This window comes from Pseudomonas sp. NPDC088885, from assembly GCF_044750025.1.
GTDB lineage: Bacteria > Pseudomonadota > Gammaproteobacteria > Pseudomonadales > Pseudomonadaceae > Aquipseudomonas > Aquipseudomonas rustica.
In genome coordinates this window covers 56,380-72,160 of record NZ_JBIVJB010000015.1, presented here as the reverse complement: position 1 = coordinate 72,160, position 15,781 = coordinate 56,380, and the positions used below count along the sequence as shown (strand labels likewise).

Genomic DNA, 15,781 nt, shown 5'->3' with positions numbered 1-15,781 from the left:
CTTACAGAGCACGCAGAAACGTCCGAGTAATCCGCGTGGTACCTTCAAATAGGTAGGAGTCATGAGCTCTCGGGAGTGCTATTTTTAGTACCAATCAAAGCACTCCTAGGAGCACCCTCATGGCACATATCGTTCTTTCTAACGTGGTAGCGAGCATCTCTGAATTGAAAAAAAATCCGATGGGTACCGTGGCTGCTGGGGGAGGGCAGTCCGTAGCAATTCTCAACCGAAACGAGCCGGCGTTTTATTGCGTGCCGGCAAAAGAGTACGAGGCAATGATGACGCGTCTCGAAGATCTGGAACTGATTGCGCTCTGCAAGGAAAGGGAAAACGACCCCACCATCAAGGTTTCAATTGATGACCTATGAGCTGGAATTTTCCATACAGGCGTTGAAGGAATGGAATCGGCTGGATGCTAGCCTTAGGGAGCAGTTTAAAAAAAAGCTCACGGAACGGCTCCGTCACCCCCATGTTTCAGCTGATCGACTCAAGGGTTTAGGCAATGCTTATAAAATCAAGCTTCGCAGCGCGGGTTATCGATTGGTCTACCGCGTAAGAGACGAAGTGTTAATCGTGACAGTGATAGCGGTCGGTAAAAGAGCACGTGGAGAGGTTTACGATAACGCGGCAAAGCGTTGAATCAACGTTAAAGCGGATTTTTCGCTGCACTGAATCAGCGCATTCTTATCTGAATTGGGAACCTGCTACCCGCGCCTCGTAGCCAACGGTAGCGCCGACAATCAAATCGCTTTGATAACTTCACTTCCCACACTTCACCCATCCCTTTGATTCAAAAAACATTTCAATCCATTGCAGATTCCTTGTGATTCCTGTGGCACACTTTCTGCTGTCTATTCCGTAGTAACAAACCGTGTTCCGGTATAGCGGAATAAACACAGATCTGGAGTCCTTGCCATGCATCGCCGTCCTTCCTTTTTTAAAGCGTGTGTTTTTGTTCTTGCAGCTTCATCCACCGTCATGGGTCTGGCCCAGGCGGCCGACAGCAAGCTCGACAGTGTTCTCGCCCGTGGCAAATTGATCGTGGGCACCGGCAGCACCAACGCGCCGTGGCACTTTCAGGGCGCGGACGGCAAGTTGCAGGGATTTGATATCGACATCGCCAGGATGGTGGCCAAAGGTCTTTTCAACGACCCGAGCAAAGTCGAGTTCGTGGTGCAGTCGTCCGATGCGCGGATTCCCAATCTGCTCACCGACAAGGTCGACATGAGCTGCCAGTTCATCACCGTGACTGCCAGCCGCGCTCAGCAAGTGGCGTTCACGCTGCCGTACTACCGCGAAGGCGTCGGCCTGTTGTTGCCGAACAACAGCAAGTACAAGGAAATTGAAGACCTGCAAGCCGCTGGCGACAGCGTGACCGTGGCCGTGCTGCAAAACGTCTACGCCGAAGAATTGGTGCACCAGGCGCTGCCCAAAGCCAAGGTCGATCAGTACGACAGCGTCGATCTGATGTATCAGGCAGTGAACTCCGGCCGCGCCGATGCCGCCGCCACCGACCAGTCTTCGGTCAAATACCTGATGGTGCAGAACCCTGGCCGCTACCGCAGCCCGACCTATGCGTGGAGCCCGCAAACCTACGCCTGCGCCGTCAAACGTGGCGATCAGGACTGGCTGAACTTCGTCAACACCACGTTGCATGAGGCCATGACCGGCGTTGAATTCCCGACTTACGCCGCGTCGTTCAAGCAGTGGTTCGGTGTAGATCTGCCTTCCCCAGCGATCGGTTTCCCCGTCGAATTCAAATGAAAACTGCTGCGCTCGAAAATACTGCGTTGAAAACAGCCTCAAAATGCTCATTGACTGACGTCAACTCCGCTTTTTCGCCTGTTTTCGCCTTGTCTTTTCTTCGCTCGCGACGTTTCCAAATTGCTGAAGGAAGAGTGGGGCGATGCACGTCGCCCCGCTCAAGGTACTGCTGACCATGAACTATCAGTTGAACTTTGCCGCCGTGTGGCGCGATTTCGACACCTTGCTCGCGGGGCTCGGTCTGGGCCTCGAACTGGCGTTGGTGTCGATCGCCATCGGCTGCGTGATCGGCCTGCTGATGGCGTTTGCGTTGCTGTCAAAGCATCGCGCCTTGCGGGTGCTGGCTTCGGTGTACGTCACGGTGGTGCGTAACACGCCGATTCTGGTGTTGATTCTGTTGATTTACTTCGCACTGCCGAGCCTCGGGATTCGTCTGGACAAGATCCCGTCGTTCATCATCACGCTCTCGTTGTATGCCGGGGCCTATCTGACCGAGGTGTTCCGTGGTGGCTTGCTGAGCATTCCCAAAGGGCAGCGTGAGGCCGGGTTGGCGATTGGTCTCGGTGAGTGGCAGGTCAAGGCCTACGTCACAGTGCCGGTCATGTTGCGCAATGTCTTGCCGGCGCTGTCGAACAACTTCATTTCACTGTTCAAGGACACCTCGCTGGCCGCTGCGATTGCGGTGCCGGAGCTGACCTATTACGCGCGCAAGATCAACGTCGAAAGCTACCGGGTGATCGAAACCTGGCTGGTGACCACGGCGTTGTATGTCGCGGCCTGTTACCTCATTGCCATGCTGCTGCGTTACCTCGAGCAGCGTCTGGCGATTCGCCGATAGGAGGCTGCGATGTACGAATCTCCCAGTTGGTTAAACGAGTTGTGGATTGCCCGCGAGACGTTGCTGCAGGGCTTTCTGACCAGTGTGCAAGTGTCGGCGCTGGCGATTTTGTTCGGCACGATACTCGGCGTTGTCACCGGTCTGGTGCTGACCTACGGCAAGTTCTGGATGCGCGCACCATTCCGTTTCTACGTCGATCTGATTCGCGGTACGCCGGTGTTTGTGCTGGTGTTGGCCTGCTTCTATATGGCGCCGGCGCTGGGTTGGCAAATCAGTGCGTTTCAGGCGGGTGCGTTGGGCCTGACGCTGTTTTGCGGCTCGCACGTTGCCGAAATCGTTCGCGGTGCACTGCAAGCGTTGCCCCGTGGGCAGATGGAAGCGAGCCAGGCGATTGGTCTGACGTTTTATCAGTCCCTTGCCTACGTATTGTTGCCTCAGGCATTGCGGCAGATCCTGCCGACCTGGGTCAACTCGTCCACGGAAATCGTCAAGGCGTCGACCTTGCTCTCGGTGATCGGCGTCGCTGAGTTGCTGCTCAGCACGCAACAGGTCATTGCCCGGACGTTCATGACCCTGGAGTTTTACCTGTTCGCCGGTTTTCTGTTCTTCGTCATCAACTACGGCATCGAGTTACTCGGCCGGCATATTGAAAAGCGGGTGGCCTTGCCATGATTGAAGCTCCAGTTTCCAACCTTCAGAACGGCCAGCCGCTGCTGGATATTCGTGGCCTGCACAAACAATACGGCGCGGTCGAAGTGCTCAAGGGTGTCGACCTGAGCATGCAGCGCGGCAACGTGGTCACGTTGATCGGCTCCAGCGGCTCGGGCAAAACCACGTTGCTGCGTTGCGTGAACATGCTCGAAGAGTTTCAGGGCGGGCAGATCCTGCTCGACGGCGAATCGATCGGCTACGACGAAAGCAACGGCAAACGCGTGCGTCACGCGGAAAAAGTCATCGCTCGTCATCGTGCGATGACCGGCATGGCGTTCCAGCAATTCAACCTGTTTCCGCACCTTACGGCTTTGCAGAACGTCACCCTTGGCCTGCTCAAAGTCAAGAAGATGCATAAGGACGAAGCCGTGGTACTCGCCGAGAAATGGCTTGATCGCGTTGGCTTGCTGGAGCGGCGCAATCACTTTCCCGGCCAGTTGTCCGGCGGACAGCAACAGCGTGTGGCGATCGCCCGGGCCATTGCGATGAACCCGAGTCTGATGCTGTTTGACGAAGTCACCTCAGCCCTCGACCCGGAACTGGTCGGCGAAGTGCTCAACGTGATCAAGGGCCTGGCCGAGGACGGCATGACCATGTTGTTGGTGACCCACGAAATGCGTTTCGCCTTCGAGGTCTCGGACAAAATCGTATTCATGAATCAGGGGCGAATCGAAGAGCAGGGGCCTCCCAAGGAGCTGTTCGAACGCCCGCAATCGCCGCGTCTGGCTGAGTTTCTGAAAAGCACGCGGTTTTAGATATTCACTTTTGTAACCAGGAGAAACACCCATGAGCATTACTCGATACGGCACCGGCAGCACCGCCGCTGGTGGCCAGCCACGCCCATTCGCCCGCGCCGTTGAAGCCGATGGCTGGCTGCACGTGTCCGGTCAGGTGCCGGCGGTGGATGGCGAGATTATTGTTGGCGGCATCGTCGAGCAGACTCACCAGACCATGAAGAACCTGATCGCGATTCTCGAAGAGGCCGGTTATGGCCTGGAAGATGTCGTGCGCGCCGGCGTGTGGCTGGACGATCCACGGGATTTCAGCAGTTTCAATAAGGTCTTTGGTGAGTACTTCAAGCCTGAGCACGCACCAGCGCGGGCCTGTGTGCAGGCGAGCATGATGGTTGATTGCAAGGTCGAGATCGACTGCATTGCGTACAAGAAGAAGGCCTGATCAACGCCATGATCGTTCCCACGCTCTGCGTGGGAATGCCTCACGGAACGCTCCGCGTTCCAAGGGACGCAGAGCGTCCGGGGCTTCATTCCCACGCGGAGCATGGGAACGATCATTAGCGGTAAACTCCCGGCGACTTTGAATGGGAAACCACTGAAATGACCGAAGACACCATCAAACGCCGGGCCCGCGGTCTGGATCGGGCGTTCGATATCCTCGACTTCCTCAAGGAAATCGGCCAGCCGCTGCGCCCGAATGACATCGCCAACGGCATCGGCAGCCCGAAATCCACGGTCTACGAACTGGTTGCTTCGTTACTCGAGCGACGGATTCTGGAACCGGTGGGCAAGGACGGTCACGTCTATCTCGGCCGGCAGCTGTACTTCCTCGGCCAGGCGCATTTGCGTCATTTCGACCTCAGTCGCGAGGCCGATCACGCCTTGCAGGAGATCGTCAGCCAGACCCATGAAACCGCGCAGATGTGCCTGCTCAACGGGCGCAAATACACCGTGGCATTGATGAAGGAGGGTGAGCGACATTTCCGCATTTCTTCCGACATCGGCGAAAACGCGCCCATCCCATGGACGGCTTCCGGCCGTCTGCTGCTCGCGCATTTAAGCGATCAGCAGATCATCGACCTGATCGACGAAGACGATTACATCCTGCCCGACGGCGAGCGTTTGCCGATCGAGCTGTTTCTGGCGCAGATCCGTCAGGCCGGCATCGACGGATTCTTTTCGTTCGACAGCGTTGCCGACACCTTCACCCATTGTTTCGCCGCGCCCGTCAAAGACGCGCAAGGCGTGGCGATTTGTACGCTGTGCATCGTCGCCCCTCGGGCCGATGCGAAAAACAATTACAACGACTATCGCCGGGTGCTGATCGAGAGCGCTAACAGCCTCGCCCGACGAATCAACGAATAAACGCGGCTGCCTGCAGCCGCGAATGTGAGGAGTTCGACCATGACGACTGTCATCAATTCTGCTGTAGATAAAGGTGATGCGGCCATCGGTGCCCATCTGGCGCGTGACGTCAGCCTGCCCGCGCTGGTGCTGCACCGCGAAGCGCTGGAACACAACATTCGCTGGATGCAGAAATTCGTCAGCGACAGCGGCGCCGAACTCGCGCCCCACGGCAAAACCAGCATGACCCCGGCGCTGTTCAAGCGTCAGCTGGACGCCGGCGCATGGGGCATTACCCTCGCCAGCGCGACCCAGACCCGCGCCGCTTACACCCACGGCGTGCGCCGGGTGCTGATGGCCAACCAGTTGGTCGGCACGCCAAACATGGCGTTGATTGCCGATCTGCTGACCGATCCGTCGTTCGATTTCTACTGCATGGTCGATCACCCGGACAACGTCGCCGATCTCGGCGCCTACTTCGCCTCGCGCGGCGTGAAGCTGAACGTGATGATTGAGTACGGCGTGGTCGGTGGCCGTTGCGGCTGCCGCAGCGAGCAGGAAGTGATCGAGCTGGCCAAGGCGATCAATGCACAACCGGCACTGGCCCTGACCGGCATTGAAGGTTACGAAGGGGTGATTCACGGTGATCACGCGGTCAGCGGCATTCGTGAGTTCGCCGCGTCGCTGGTGCGCCTGGCAGTGCAGTTACAGGACAGCGGCGCGTTCGCGATTCCGCAGCCGATCATCACTGCCTCGGGTTCGGCGTGGTACGACTTGATCGCTGAGTCGTTCGAAGCGCAGAACGCTGCCGGACGTTTCCTCAGCGTGTTGCGCCCGGGCAGTTACGTCGCGCATGACCACGGCATCTATAAAGAAGCGCAGTGCTGCGTGCTCGATCGTCGCAGTGATCTGCACGAAGGTTTGCGTCCCGCGCTGGAAGTCTGGGCACACGTACAATCGCTGCCGGAGCCGGGGTTTGCGGTGATCGCGCTGGGCAAGCGTGATGTGGCTTATGACGCCGGTTTGCCGGTGCCGTTGTTGCGTTACAAGGCTGGAGTTGTACCAGCGGTGGGCGATGATGTCGGTGCGTGCAAGGTGACGGCGGTGATGGATCAGCACGCCTTCATGACCGTAGCGCCAGGCGTTGAACTGCGCGTCGGCGACATCATTTCTTTCGGCACCTCGCACCCGTGCCTGACGTTCGACAAGTGGCGCACCGGTTTGCTGGTGGATGAGCAGTTGACGGTGATCGAGAGCATGGAGACCTGTTTCTAAGGCTCAAGACCGCGTCGCGGCCATTCGCGAGCAGGCTCGCTCCCACTTTTTGGAATGCATTCAAACCGTGGGAGCGGGCTTGCTCGCGAAGAGGCCCGCCCAAACACCATCGAACGACCAGAGACACCGCCAACATGAACACCCTAAGCCCATTGGGCCCCAACACCCCACGCATCGCCCTGATCGGCGAATGCATGATCGAGCTCCAGCAGCGCGCCGACGGCAGCCTCCAGCAAAGCTTCGGCGGCGACACCTTGAACACCGCTGTCTACCTGTCCCGAGCCCTGGGCGACAAAGCGCAAGTCGACTACGTCACCGCGCTCGGCGATGACAGCTTCAGCGACGCCATGTGCCAGATCTGGACGGACGAAGGCATTGGTCTGGGCATGGTGCAACGCCTGCCAGGTCGCCTGCCGGGCCTGTATTGCATCCAGACCGACGCCAATGGCGAACGCCGTTTCCTCTACTGGCGCAACGAAGCGGCCGTCCGCGATTGCTTCACCACGCCGGCCGCCGAGCCGATTCTGGCCGCGCTGCCGGATTACGACGTGTTGTATTTCAGCGGCATCACCCTGGCCGTGCTCGGTGCGCAAGGGCGCGAGAAACTCATCCAGACTCTGATCGAAGCCCGCCAACGTGATGCGCGGATCGTTTTCGACAACAACTACCGTCCACGTTTATGGGCGTCGGTGGACGCTGCACGCGCGGCGTATCGCAGTGTCCTGCCGTACGTTGACCTGGCCTTGCTGACGGTGGATGACGAACAGGCGCTGTTTGGTTTTGCTGATTGCGATGAGGTGTTCGCCACGTACGCGCAAATCGGTACGCCGGAAGTGGTGCTCAAACGGGGCGCTGAGGCGTGCCTGATTCGCTGCGAGGGCGAGGTGTTTGAAGTGCCTGCGCAAAAAGTCGAGAAAGTCGTGGATACGACGGCGGCGGGGGATTCGTTCAGTGCGGCGTATCTGGCGGCGCGGTTGATGGGCGACAGTCCTGAAGAGGCCGCGCGGGCCGGGCATCAATTGGCCAGCCGAGTCATTCAAGTTCCAGGTGCACTGATTCCCAAAGACTGAAACACATCCCCTATAGGAGCTGCCGAAGGCTGCGATCTTTTGATTTTTGACTGGCAAGCAAGATCAACACATCGCAGCCTTCGGCAGCTCCTACGGGAGTTGATCAATCGCGGTAAAAAACCTGCACCAAGTGATACCCGAACTTGCTCTTGATCGGCCCATGCACCGTGCGCAGCGGCTTCTTGAAGATCACCGCATCAATCGCGCCGACCATCTGCCCCGGCCGTACTTCCCCCAGATCCCCGCCGCGCTTGCCGGACGGGCAGGTCGAGAATTTTTTCGCCAGCACATCAAACGCTTCACCCTTGGCGATGCGTTGTTTGAGCTGTTCGGCCTCTTCGGCGGTTTTCACCAGAATGTGGCGGGCTTGGGCTTTCATCGTGCGGTACCTGATAACGGGGTGACGGCGGGGCGCGGATTATGCCTCAAGTCACGGAGTTTGGCTGAGCATCGTGCGGATCTTGCTGGCCAGCAGTTGCAACGCAAACGGTTTGGCGACCATGTCCATACCGTCCTCAAGAAAGCCCTGACGCTCGGCGGCTTTTTGCGCGTAGCCGGTCATGAACAACACCTTTAGACCGGGGCGATGCTGACGAGCAATCTCCGCCAGTTGTCGACCGTTCATGCCCGGCAGGCCGACATCGGTCACCAGCAGGTCAATGCGCGAGTCGGATTCCAGCAAGGGCAGGGCGGACGTCGCGTCTTGCGCTTCATACCCGCGATAACCCAACTCTTTCAACAGATCGAGCACCAGCATGCGCACCGCCGGGTCATCCTCGACCACCATCACGGTCTCGCCGCTGGCCGTGGGGGGCGTAACGCTCACCGGTTCAACTTCGGCGGCTTGCAGTTCGGGTGTTTTCAGTCGCGGCAGATACAAACGCACACACGTGCCTTGACCCGGCACGCTGTCGAGGCTGACATGGCCGCCCGATTGCTGGGCAAACCCGTAAATCATCGACAGCCCCAACCCCGTGCCTTGACCAATCGGTTTGGTGGTGAAGAACGGATCGAACGCTTTCGAGCGCACGGATGGCGTCATGCCGGTGCCGTTGTCGCTGACCGCGAGCATCAGGTAATCGCCGGCCTTGACCGGTTCCAGCGTGGTGATGTCGCTGCCATCGAGGTAAACGTTGGCCGTTTCGATCAGCAGTTTGCCGCCCTCGGGCATCGCATCGCGAGCGTTGATCACCAGATTGAGCAGGGCGTTTTCCAATTGGCTGACATCGGTGCTGACCGGCCAGGCATTGTCGGTCAGACGCAGTTCGAGCTCGATCGGATCGCCTTTGGTGCGGCGAATCAGGTCTTCAAGCGAATGCACCAGTTCGTTGACATCCAGTTTCTTGCGATCCAGCGACTGACGCCGGGAGAACGCCAGCAACCGATGGGTCAGCGCTGCCGCTCGATTCGCCGAGGACACGGCCGCTTCGGTAAAACGACCAATCTCGTCGGCACGACCGTTGGCGATGTAGCGCTGCATCAGGTCGAGACTGCCGATGATGCCGGTCAACATGTTGTTGAAGTCGTGGGCGATACCGCCGGTGAGCTGGCCGACCGCTTCCATTTTCTGCGCGTGACGCAATGCATCTTCGGCACGCTCACGCTCGAACATCTCGTTTTGCAAACGCTGGTTGGCCTGCGCCAATTGCTCTGTGCGGGCGCTGACCCGTTCCTCGAGTGTCTCGTTGAGATTGCGCAGCGCTTCTTCGGTCTTTTTCCGCTCGGTTTCATCAATCACAAAAATATAGAAACCGTTGACCGCGCCATCCGGCCCGTGACGCGGCACGTAATTCATCAGCGCGTGGCGCGTGCTGCCGTCGCGATGGGAGGTGTACAGGCTGAACGAGCACGACCGGCCGGCCAGTGCTTCAGCAATGTACGGCGCCCGCAGGAAATAGGCTTCTTCGCCGATGACATCACGAATGGTGCGCCCGAACAGCTCCTGCGGGGTTAAGCCGTACCAGTCCAGATATGCGGCGTTGTTCAGGCGAAAACGTTCTTCCTGATCGACATAGCTGATCAGGATCGGCATCGCGTTCATGATCAGTTGCAGCTCGGTCTGGCTCTGACGCAGCGCCTGTTCGGTGTGTTTGCGTTCGGTCAGATCCAGCGCAGCGCCAAGAAAACGCATGGGCCGGCCGTGGTGATCCTTGTAGCAACGGCCTCGGGCAAACACCCAGCGCAACTCACCGTTGGGTTGCAACAGGCGGTATTCCTCGGCGTATTCGGTGCCGTGGGTGATGCAATGTTTGATGCTGCGGGCAACCATCGCGCGGTCTTCGGGGTGCACGCCTTGCAGGTATTCGCTGATCGGCAACTGACTGGCACGTACCGGGTCGACGCCATGCAACTGCGCGAAATGCGCGTCGGCAATAAAGCGATCCTCGCCGATGTCCCAATCCCACGTGCCAACCGCATCGGTTGCAGCGAGGGCCAATTGCAGACGTTCTTCGGTTTCCTGCTGGGCCTTCAAACTTTGTTCGGAGCGTTGCTGCAGTTCCAGGGCAATGCGTCGACGTTCATTGGTTTCGATGGCCGTGACCAGAATCCCGGCGACCTGCGCATTTTCGTCGCGGATAGGGCTGTACGTCAGATCGAGCCAGAAGTCGGATTCCTGACCGTCGCGCTGCAAGGTGAAACGCCTTTCACTGTAGGTGCGCACCTGGCCTTGTAGGACGGCGCTGTAAATCGGGTCAGTGAATTCCTTAAGTTCCGGCCATATCTGGTGTGCAGGCTGTCCGAAAGCGTGCGGATGCTTGTGGCCGGCGAGCAACGCGAAGCCGTTGTTGTAGATCTGCGTCAGTTGCGAGCCCCACAGCAGCAACATCGGCATGGGCGAGTGAATCACGATGTCCACCGCAGTACGCAGGCTCTGCGGCCAAGTGCCAGCGGCGCCCAACGGGCTGCGACTCCAGTCGGTGCGGGCGATCAGAGCCTGGGCGTCATCAGTGTTCGGTACAGCGTTCATCGTTGGATCCTGAGGTTCGGTCGGTGAGGCGGCGTCTACTATGCTTGCAGAACGGTAGACGCTATGGGGCCGGGCGCGTCACGCGGCGGCTCATTTCGATCATTCAATGCTTCGCGGGTGTTTTTTGCCATGGAAATCGATGCACTGTTAACTCAACTGGCCAGCAAACACGGCTCGGATCTGTTTCTGTCGACGGGCGCGCCACCCAGCGCACGTTTCGACGGCGTACTGACCGCGTTGAGCGATCAGCCGTTCAAACCCGGTGAAGTGGCTGCCATCGCCACCTCTTTGATGGACGCCGAGCAGCGCCGCGAGTTCGAACGGGATCTGGAAATGAACCTGGCGATCTCGCGTACCGGCGTCGGACGCTTCCGGGTGAACATCTTTAAACAGCGTAACGACGTATCGCTGGTTATCCGAAACGTGAAGCTGGACATTCCACGCTTTGAAGATCTGAAGTTACCGGCGGTGTTACTCGAGACGGTGATGCTCAAACAAGGCCTGATATTGATTGTCGGGGCGACCGACTCTGGAAAATCCACCACGCTTGCGGCGCTGATTGATCACCGAAACCGTCACAGCACCGGGCATATCGTCACCATTGAGGACCCGATCGAGTACATCCACCGCCACCAACGCTCGATCATCAACCAGCGGGAAGTCGGGGTCGATACTCGCAGTTTCCATGCAGCACTGAAAAACACCCTGCGTCAGGCCCCGGATGTCGTGCTCATCGGCGAAATACGTGATCGCGAAACCATGGAGCATGCGCTGGCGTTCGCCGAGACCGGGCATCTTGTGCTGTCGACGTTGCATGCGCACAACGCCAATCAGGCGCTGGAGCGGATTCTGAACATGTTTCCCGAAGAGCGCAGGCCGCAACTATTACAAGCGCTGGCAAATAATCTGAAGGCGTCGGTTTCGCAGCGTTTGGTGAATACGTTAGAGGGGCAGCGACGGGCGGCGGTAGAAGTAATGATTGGCACGCCGACGGTCGCTGATCTGATTCGACGCAATGAACTTGACGAACTTAAAGATGTGATGGAAAGATCCTTTGAGTCAGGAATGCAAACGTTTGATCGGGCACTTTATCAACTCGTAGTAGAGGGCGTTATCAGCGAACCGGAAGCACTGCAGTCTGCGGATTCAAATAACAATTTAAGGCTGAAGATAAAGTTGCATGTTGATTCGTTGGCGGCGGACAAGTCTCCACCTGAAACCTGGGGGCTGGTTTGAAGGTATTGGGCGAGGTCTGAAACTTCATTTAAATTAAACTCACTGGAATGCTTTGCGAATTTAAGTAGGATTGGCTTCGATTGAATTTTTTTTCAGAAGTCAGAGGTCAACATGGAAGTAAGATTTAACAAGGAAGGTGCAGCAACGGATTTTTTGTCGTGCGCGGAGGCCGATGAGAAAGAGCGACGCTTAATCATTCAGGCGTACAAGCAGATCATTGAAGGGAAAGATGATCAGCAATCTGTTACGTTGACGGCTTCGGCAATGCCGCTGACATCGGGGTCGTCTTTTGACTATGTACATACTCCCGTCAGCAAGATGCTGGCCGAGATAGCGACTTCGGAGCTGCTTGCTGACAAGTTTAATTATCCTGTGCAGTATTATCGTGTTGCATGTTCATCTGAGGGGCATCTTCAGGCTGTGGGGCCCAACGATAGTATTGATTTGACGGCTATTCTCGCGACTGATCCAGTGTTGTCTGAACGCCTTGCGGCGATTGCTGAACTGGTCAAAGAGATCGGCGGTGAAGTCAACCTCGGCCCAGTAACAACCTACGACTGTTGGTTGCGTTTTCATGGACTTACTGTTCCGGAAACGGTCGAGCAAGCAAAAAAAGTGTTGTTCTTTTTGGAATGGGAGTGGCCTGCTAGCGATGGCTTGGATAACTACTGGCAACAAATAACGGGGGCCGATCAACATTCCGTTGTATTAACGACTGAGCAATATGCGCACATTCGCGAATTGACAGGGCGGTTCTTTCCGGACGGTGAGGGGGTACTGCAAGCCTTATACCGCAATGGTCCACCTAACCCGCCGATGCACATTGATGAAGACAGTGCGAATGAAGTCCTCACCGCTGTATTGAACCAGCCATACTCCAAAGCACTGGCGAAACGATACATCGATGGTCTGGGCTGGTACGGCTCGGCCGACGACGAAACACTGCACGACGCCGATCTCGCGCAAATGCTTGTAACGGTCATTCTGATTGATCTGGATCCTTTACTCGGCAATCACGAACGGCGAAATCACGTTGGCACTTATGATCTTTATGCCCCTGACGTTGCTGCCGATCAGCCAATGCAGCTTGTACGCGAAGGGCTTGAAGATTACCTGGTAAAAAACGGGCGGGTTTCTCAAGAGTTGAGCCCGGTGGCGGCACATCTTCTGCTGGGCTTTATTGCTCCAGGCTTTGTAGTTAAGTATCTTCCGCGCGGCCTGGCCGTAGGGTCGATTACGTGGTTGTCATTTGTGCAGGCGGTTGCGCTAATAGAAATCTACTGCAAGGGCGCGTCGCGGTTCATGACCTATGAACAAGTGATGATGTTTTCCGACATGGACGCCATCAGTCAGCAATTCGGCCAGTTGCAGGGCATCGCTGCGATGGATTCGATATTTGACTGGGCTTTGATCAACGAGGTTATCAATGCTGATGAACTGCAAGAGTTCCCCGAAGACGCACAGCAGCGTGCTTTATCCTCTTACGAAGATTTTACGCAAGGACTGACGCACACGGCCAGAACGTTCTCCACGCCGTTGCCGAGTCGGCGCAAGCTCGCGTTGGCCGCATTGGAAAAAGCCGCGCCCGGTTGTTATTTTCTGGACAACAAAGTGCTGCGGCACGAAACCGATAAGTTTTCGTCGTCCTATCAGATGTCGATACTCGATCTGCATATTGAAGGCGAGTTAACGGGCAGGGAATGGGATTGGCGCGAGGCCGGCAGCCTCTACGATACGTATCCGGACCTGAAGTGGCTCGAACCCAATCAGCCTATATTTGAGCGCGCCGTCAGGGCGTATGAAAGCAATCTGCGTGAAGCGATGATCAGTAATATAAAGCTGGCCATATCGAAAATGTCGATAGCGCATCGAAACATTTTTGCAACGCATGAAATTACCTTTTTTACGGTACGAACGTCTGTCAGTGAAAAGGTATATGAAAACAGTAATGGTCTGATTGGCGGCAATGTTGGCAAACCCAAATGGATGGAGAAGCAGATCAAAAGAGATGAGGCGACGGGACGTTATGCCGTCATCCTGTGTGCGCCGTTTGGTGACGGCGAATTTCTTTGCTATGAAATGTTTTATCTAAAAGGCGCCTGCCGCCTGAATGAACAATTAGGCAACCTGATTTCGCGCACGGGGATGATGGATATTGAGTCACGCATAGACTTCAAAGGCGATTTGAAGGCCTACCTGCCAGCCTTTGGTGCTTATAACTATCCACTCGATTTTGATAGTTATACTAACGGCACAGCCCCGGTGGCCAAGCCATATATCGATACGGTGCTCAATAAGTTAGGTGTGCTGGCGGCGCCTGCTGATCCGGGGAGGGACAAAACCAGCGCTTTTCAAAGTTTTATCAATCCGCACATTAATGAAATTGCGGAGTTTCTCACCCGCCACCATCCGATAGCCACTGTCACCGAGATTGGCATCGCGGCGACCGAGCTTACTGAGCGAGAGCAAGTGCAGGATAAAAGTGAGAAAGCGCTGGCGTATATTATCGACTTAGCCATTCCGTTCAAAAAATGTATCGAAGATATTAATTCGGGTGAAAAAGACAAGCTTGAGGAGGGTCTTTGGGGGTGCGGACTTGATCTTGTTGGCGTTATCGCGGTGTTTATGGGGGCTCCAGGGAAAGTCATGCACATCAGTGCCAAAGTTGTGCCTCTAAGTTTGAAAATTGCCAGGTTTGCGAGACTTGCGTTGCAATTGACGATCTCGCTCTTTAACCCGATCGATGGTCTGCCCACAGCGGCATACAAAGGCATGAGATTCGCTCTAAAGGGCACTCAGCGTCTTGGAACGTCTGGCCTGAGGTTAGTGGAAGGTGCAACTTTTCAAATGCGGCGCTTGACCGGTAAAGCCCGATCTGTGGATTTGATTCAGGCGTCCAGCAGGGCCGATTTTTGCGTGGGAACGTGGCGACCGATTGTGGGCGGTTCGCAAACAATGAGCGTTTGCGCGGTTCGCCAATCCCGTGGCTGGTACGCGATAAATCAGTCCGGCAGAGCCTGGGGCAAGCGCCTGGCGGATTTTGCAGTCACACAGATGCGCGCACTGCCTAAACTACGCCATTCACTGCCGAAAGGATTTGCGCGGCAGATCATTCAGCGAAGTTTGCCGGTTGCCAATCGCAAGGTCGACCAAGCGCTCAAGGCATTGGCCATGCCTTACTTCAATCGAGAAACCGAACTCACGATCAATCTGCTTTTAGGTGGTTCGGGAAAAACACGGGAGAAAATGGAGTTTGTTCTGCAAGCCGCCAAACTTGAGTTCGGCGTTACGGTGGTTGAGAACTTCATTCTGAAAAACGACGCCACCGGCAGAAGCATCATTGAGTTGAGTCGCGATGATTATCGAAAGTGGAAGGGCGCTGATCGGCCAATGAATCAACCGTTCTTCACGGTCGATACACAGAATCTGGTCGAGCGATTCAATTCGGCCAAGTCACGTTTCGGCGAAGTAGCCGATGATCTGATACACGAAATGTTCAAAACAGAACTGACCATGCCCGATGCCGCCTGGGCATTGACCGGCGCTTCGAATCAGCAAACAGTCGATGTCGCCCCCTTGCTGAATCTCGCAAAGGGTTTCCTGATAAAAAGCCCCGATTCGAGTAGTTACTTTGATAAACGGCGCGCCGTGTCCAACGCTGACTCCTATGCCGTGGCGACTGCACTGCTCAGCCAACTCGTCACCCATGAAGCGCAGGCCAAAGACAATCTTTACCTCATGGTTGAGGCGATCGGCAAATACGAAGGTCGGGCCATTGATACCCCAGTGCTGATAAACCTGAACATCGATTGAATCAACCCAAGCCGCTGCAGTGCAGCGG

The 15,781-nt window shown here is 56.5% G+C and carries 14 protein-coding genes; 12 read left to right on the top strand and 2 right to left on the bottom strand.

Annotated elements, in window-relative coordinates:
- The first annotated feature begins 119 nt into the window (after positions 1-119).
- From ACIP1X_RS10070 to ACIP1X_RS10025, 10 genes are all read left to right on the top strand, one after another.
- Positions 120-368: a type II toxin-antitoxin system Phd/YefM family antitoxin gene (locus ACIP1X_RS10070; protein ID WP_053120518.1), complete on the top strand. Its 249-nt coding sequence runs from the start codon at positions 120-122 to the stop codon at positions 366-368.
- Entirely contained in the window at positions 358-639 is a 282-nt protein-coding gene (locus ACIP1X_RS10065) for a type II toxin-antitoxin system RelE/ParE family toxin (protein WP_282357706.1), read from the top strand. Before ACIP1X_RS10070 ends, ACIP1X_RS10065 begins: the two co-directional genes overlap by 11 nt.
- Before the next feature lie 276 nt (positions 640-915).
- Complete coding sequence (locus ACIP1X_RS10060) at positions 916-1,764, top strand: transporter substrate-binding domain-containing protein (protein ID WP_400751588.1); 849 nt, start codon at positions 916-918, stop codon at positions 1,762-1,764.
- 175 nt (positions 1,765-1,939) lie between these two features.
- Complete coding sequence (locus ACIP1X_RS10055) at positions 1,940-2,602, top strand: amino acid ABC transporter permease (RefSeq protein ID WP_003225455.1); 663 nt, start codon at positions 1,940-1,942, stop codon at positions 2,600-2,602.
- A 9-nt stretch (positions 2,603-2,611) separates the two neighbouring features.
- Positions 2,612-3,274, top strand: coding sequence for an amino acid ABC transporter permease (locus ACIP1X_RS10050; RefSeq protein ID WP_400751586.1), 663 nt, complete (start codon positions 2,612-2,614; stop codon positions 3,272-3,274).
- Positions 3,271-4,068: an amino acid ABC transporter ATP-binding protein gene (locus tag ACIP1X_RS10045; protein WP_159812388.1), complete on the top strand. Its 798-nt coding sequence runs from the start codon at positions 3,271-3,273 to the stop codon at positions 4,066-4,068. The genes ACIP1X_RS10050 and ACIP1X_RS10045 overlap by 4 nt, the downstream gene beginning before the upstream one ends.
- 31 nt (positions 4,069-4,099) lie before the next feature.
- On the top strand, positions 4,100-4,489 hold the full coding sequence (locus ACIP1X_RS10040; protein ID WP_007912330.1) for a RidA family protein: 390 nt from the start codon (positions 4,100-4,102) through the stop codon (positions 4,487-4,489).
- A gap of 158 nt (positions 4,490-4,647) precedes the next feature.
- Entirely contained in the window at positions 4,648-5,412 is a 765-nt protein-coding gene (locus ACIP1X_RS10035) for an IclR family transcriptional regulator (protein WP_400751583.1), read from the top strand.
- Positions 5,413-5,451: 39 nt separating this feature from the next.
- Positions 5,452-6,666, top strand: coding sequence for an amino acid deaminase (locus ACIP1X_RS10030; protein ID WP_400751580.1), 1,215 nt, complete (start codon positions 5,452-5,454; stop codon positions 6,664-6,666).
- A 134-nt stretch (positions 6,667-6,800) separates the two neighbouring features.
- On the top strand, positions 6,801-7,736 hold the full coding sequence (locus ACIP1X_RS10025) for a sugar kinase (protein WP_400751578.1): 936 nt from the start codon (positions 6,801-6,803) through the stop codon (positions 7,734-7,736).
- Positions 7,737-7,839: 103 nt separating this feature from the next.
- Here the strand turns inward: ACIP1X_RS10025 and ACIP1X_RS10020 are convergent, their stop codons facing one another.
- Positions 7,840-8,115, bottom strand: a complete 276-nt coding sequence (locus ACIP1X_RS10020; RefSeq protein WP_007912322.1) for a peptidylprolyl isomerase — start codon at positions 8,113-8,115, stop codon at positions 7,840-7,842.
- 51 nt (positions 8,116-8,166) lie between these two features.
- Positions 8,167-10,704, bottom strand: coding sequence for a PAS domain S-box protein (locus tag ACIP1X_RS10015; RefSeq protein WP_400751576.1), 2,538 nt, complete (start codon positions 10,702-10,704; stop codon positions 8,167-8,169).
- Positions 10,705-10,833: 129 nt separating this feature from the next.
- Between ACIP1X_RS10015 and ACIP1X_RS10010 the strand changes: the two genes are divergently transcribed.
- Entirely contained in the window at positions 10,834-11,940 is a 1,107-nt protein-coding gene (locus ACIP1X_RS10010; RefSeq protein WP_400751574.1) for a PilT/PilU family type 4a pilus ATPase, read from the top strand.
- 111 nt (positions 11,941-12,051) lie between these two features.
- Positions 12,052-15,753 (top strand): hypothetical protein, encoded by a 3,702-nt coding sequence (locus tag ACIP1X_RS10005; protein ID WP_400751572.1) that lies wholly within the window; start codon positions 12,052-12,054, stop codon positions 15,751-15,753.
- The last annotated feature ends 28 nt before the right edge of the window (positions 15,754-15,781 follow it).

Excerpts from the sequence above, each read along its gene's own strand:
- ACIP1X_RS10055 (WP_003225455.1), top strand. The coding sequence starts at position 1,940 with ATGAACTATCAGTTGAACTTTGCCGCCGTGTGGCGCGATTTCGACACC.
- ACIP1X_RS10005 (WP_400751572.1), top strand. The coding sequence starts at position 12,052 with ATGGAAGTAAGATTTAACAAGGAAGGTGCAGCAACGGATTTTTTGTCG.
- ACIP1X_RS10060 (WP_400751588.1), top strand. The coding sequence starts at position 916 with ATGCATCGCCGTCCTTCCTTTTTTAAAGCGTGTGTTTTTGTTCTTGCA.
- ACIP1X_RS10010 (WP_400751574.1), top strand. The coding sequence starts at position 10,834 with ATGGAAATCGATGCACTGTTAACTCAACTGGCCAGCAAACACGGCTCG.
- ACIP1X_RS10020 (WP_007912322.1), bottom strand. The coding sequence starts at position 8,115 with ATGAAAGCCCAAGCCCGCCACATTCTGGTGAAAACCGCCGAAGAGGCC.
- ACIP1X_RS10015 (WP_400751576.1), bottom strand. The coding sequence starts at position 10,704 with ATGAACGCTGTACCGAACACTGATGACGCCCAGGCTCTGATCGCCCGC.
- ACIP1X_RS10035 (WP_400751583.1), top strand. The coding sequence starts at position 4,648 with ATGACCGAAGACACCATCAAACGCCGGGCCCGCGGTCTGGATCGGGCG.
- ACIP1X_RS10070 (WP_053120518.1), top strand. The coding sequence starts at position 120 with ATGGCACATATCGTTCTTTCTAACGTGGTAGCGAGCATCTCTGAATTG.
- ACIP1X_RS10050 (WP_400751586.1), top strand. The coding sequence starts at position 2,612 with ATGTACGAATCTCCCAGTTGGTTAAACGAGTTGTGGATTGCCCGCGAG.
- ACIP1X_RS10040 (WP_007912330.1), top strand. The coding sequence starts at position 4,100 with ATGAGCATTACTCGATACGGCACCGGCAGCACCGCCGCTGGTGGCCAG.
- ACIP1X_RS10025 (WP_400751578.1), top strand. The coding sequence starts at position 6,801 with ATGAACACCCTAAGCCCATTGGGCCCCAACACCCCACGCATCGCCCTG.
- ACIP1X_RS10030 (WP_400751580.1), top strand. The coding sequence starts at position 5,452 with ATGACGACTGTCATCAATTCTGCTGTAGATAAAGGTGATGCGGCCATC.
- ACIP1X_RS10045 (WP_159812388.1), top strand. The coding sequence starts at position 3,271 with ATGATTGAAGCTCCAGTTTCCAACCTTCAGAACGGCCAGCCGCTGCTG.
- ACIP1X_RS10065 (WP_282357706.1), top strand. The coding sequence starts at position 358 with ATGACCTATGAGCTGGAATTTTCCATACAGGCGTTGAAGGAATGGAAT.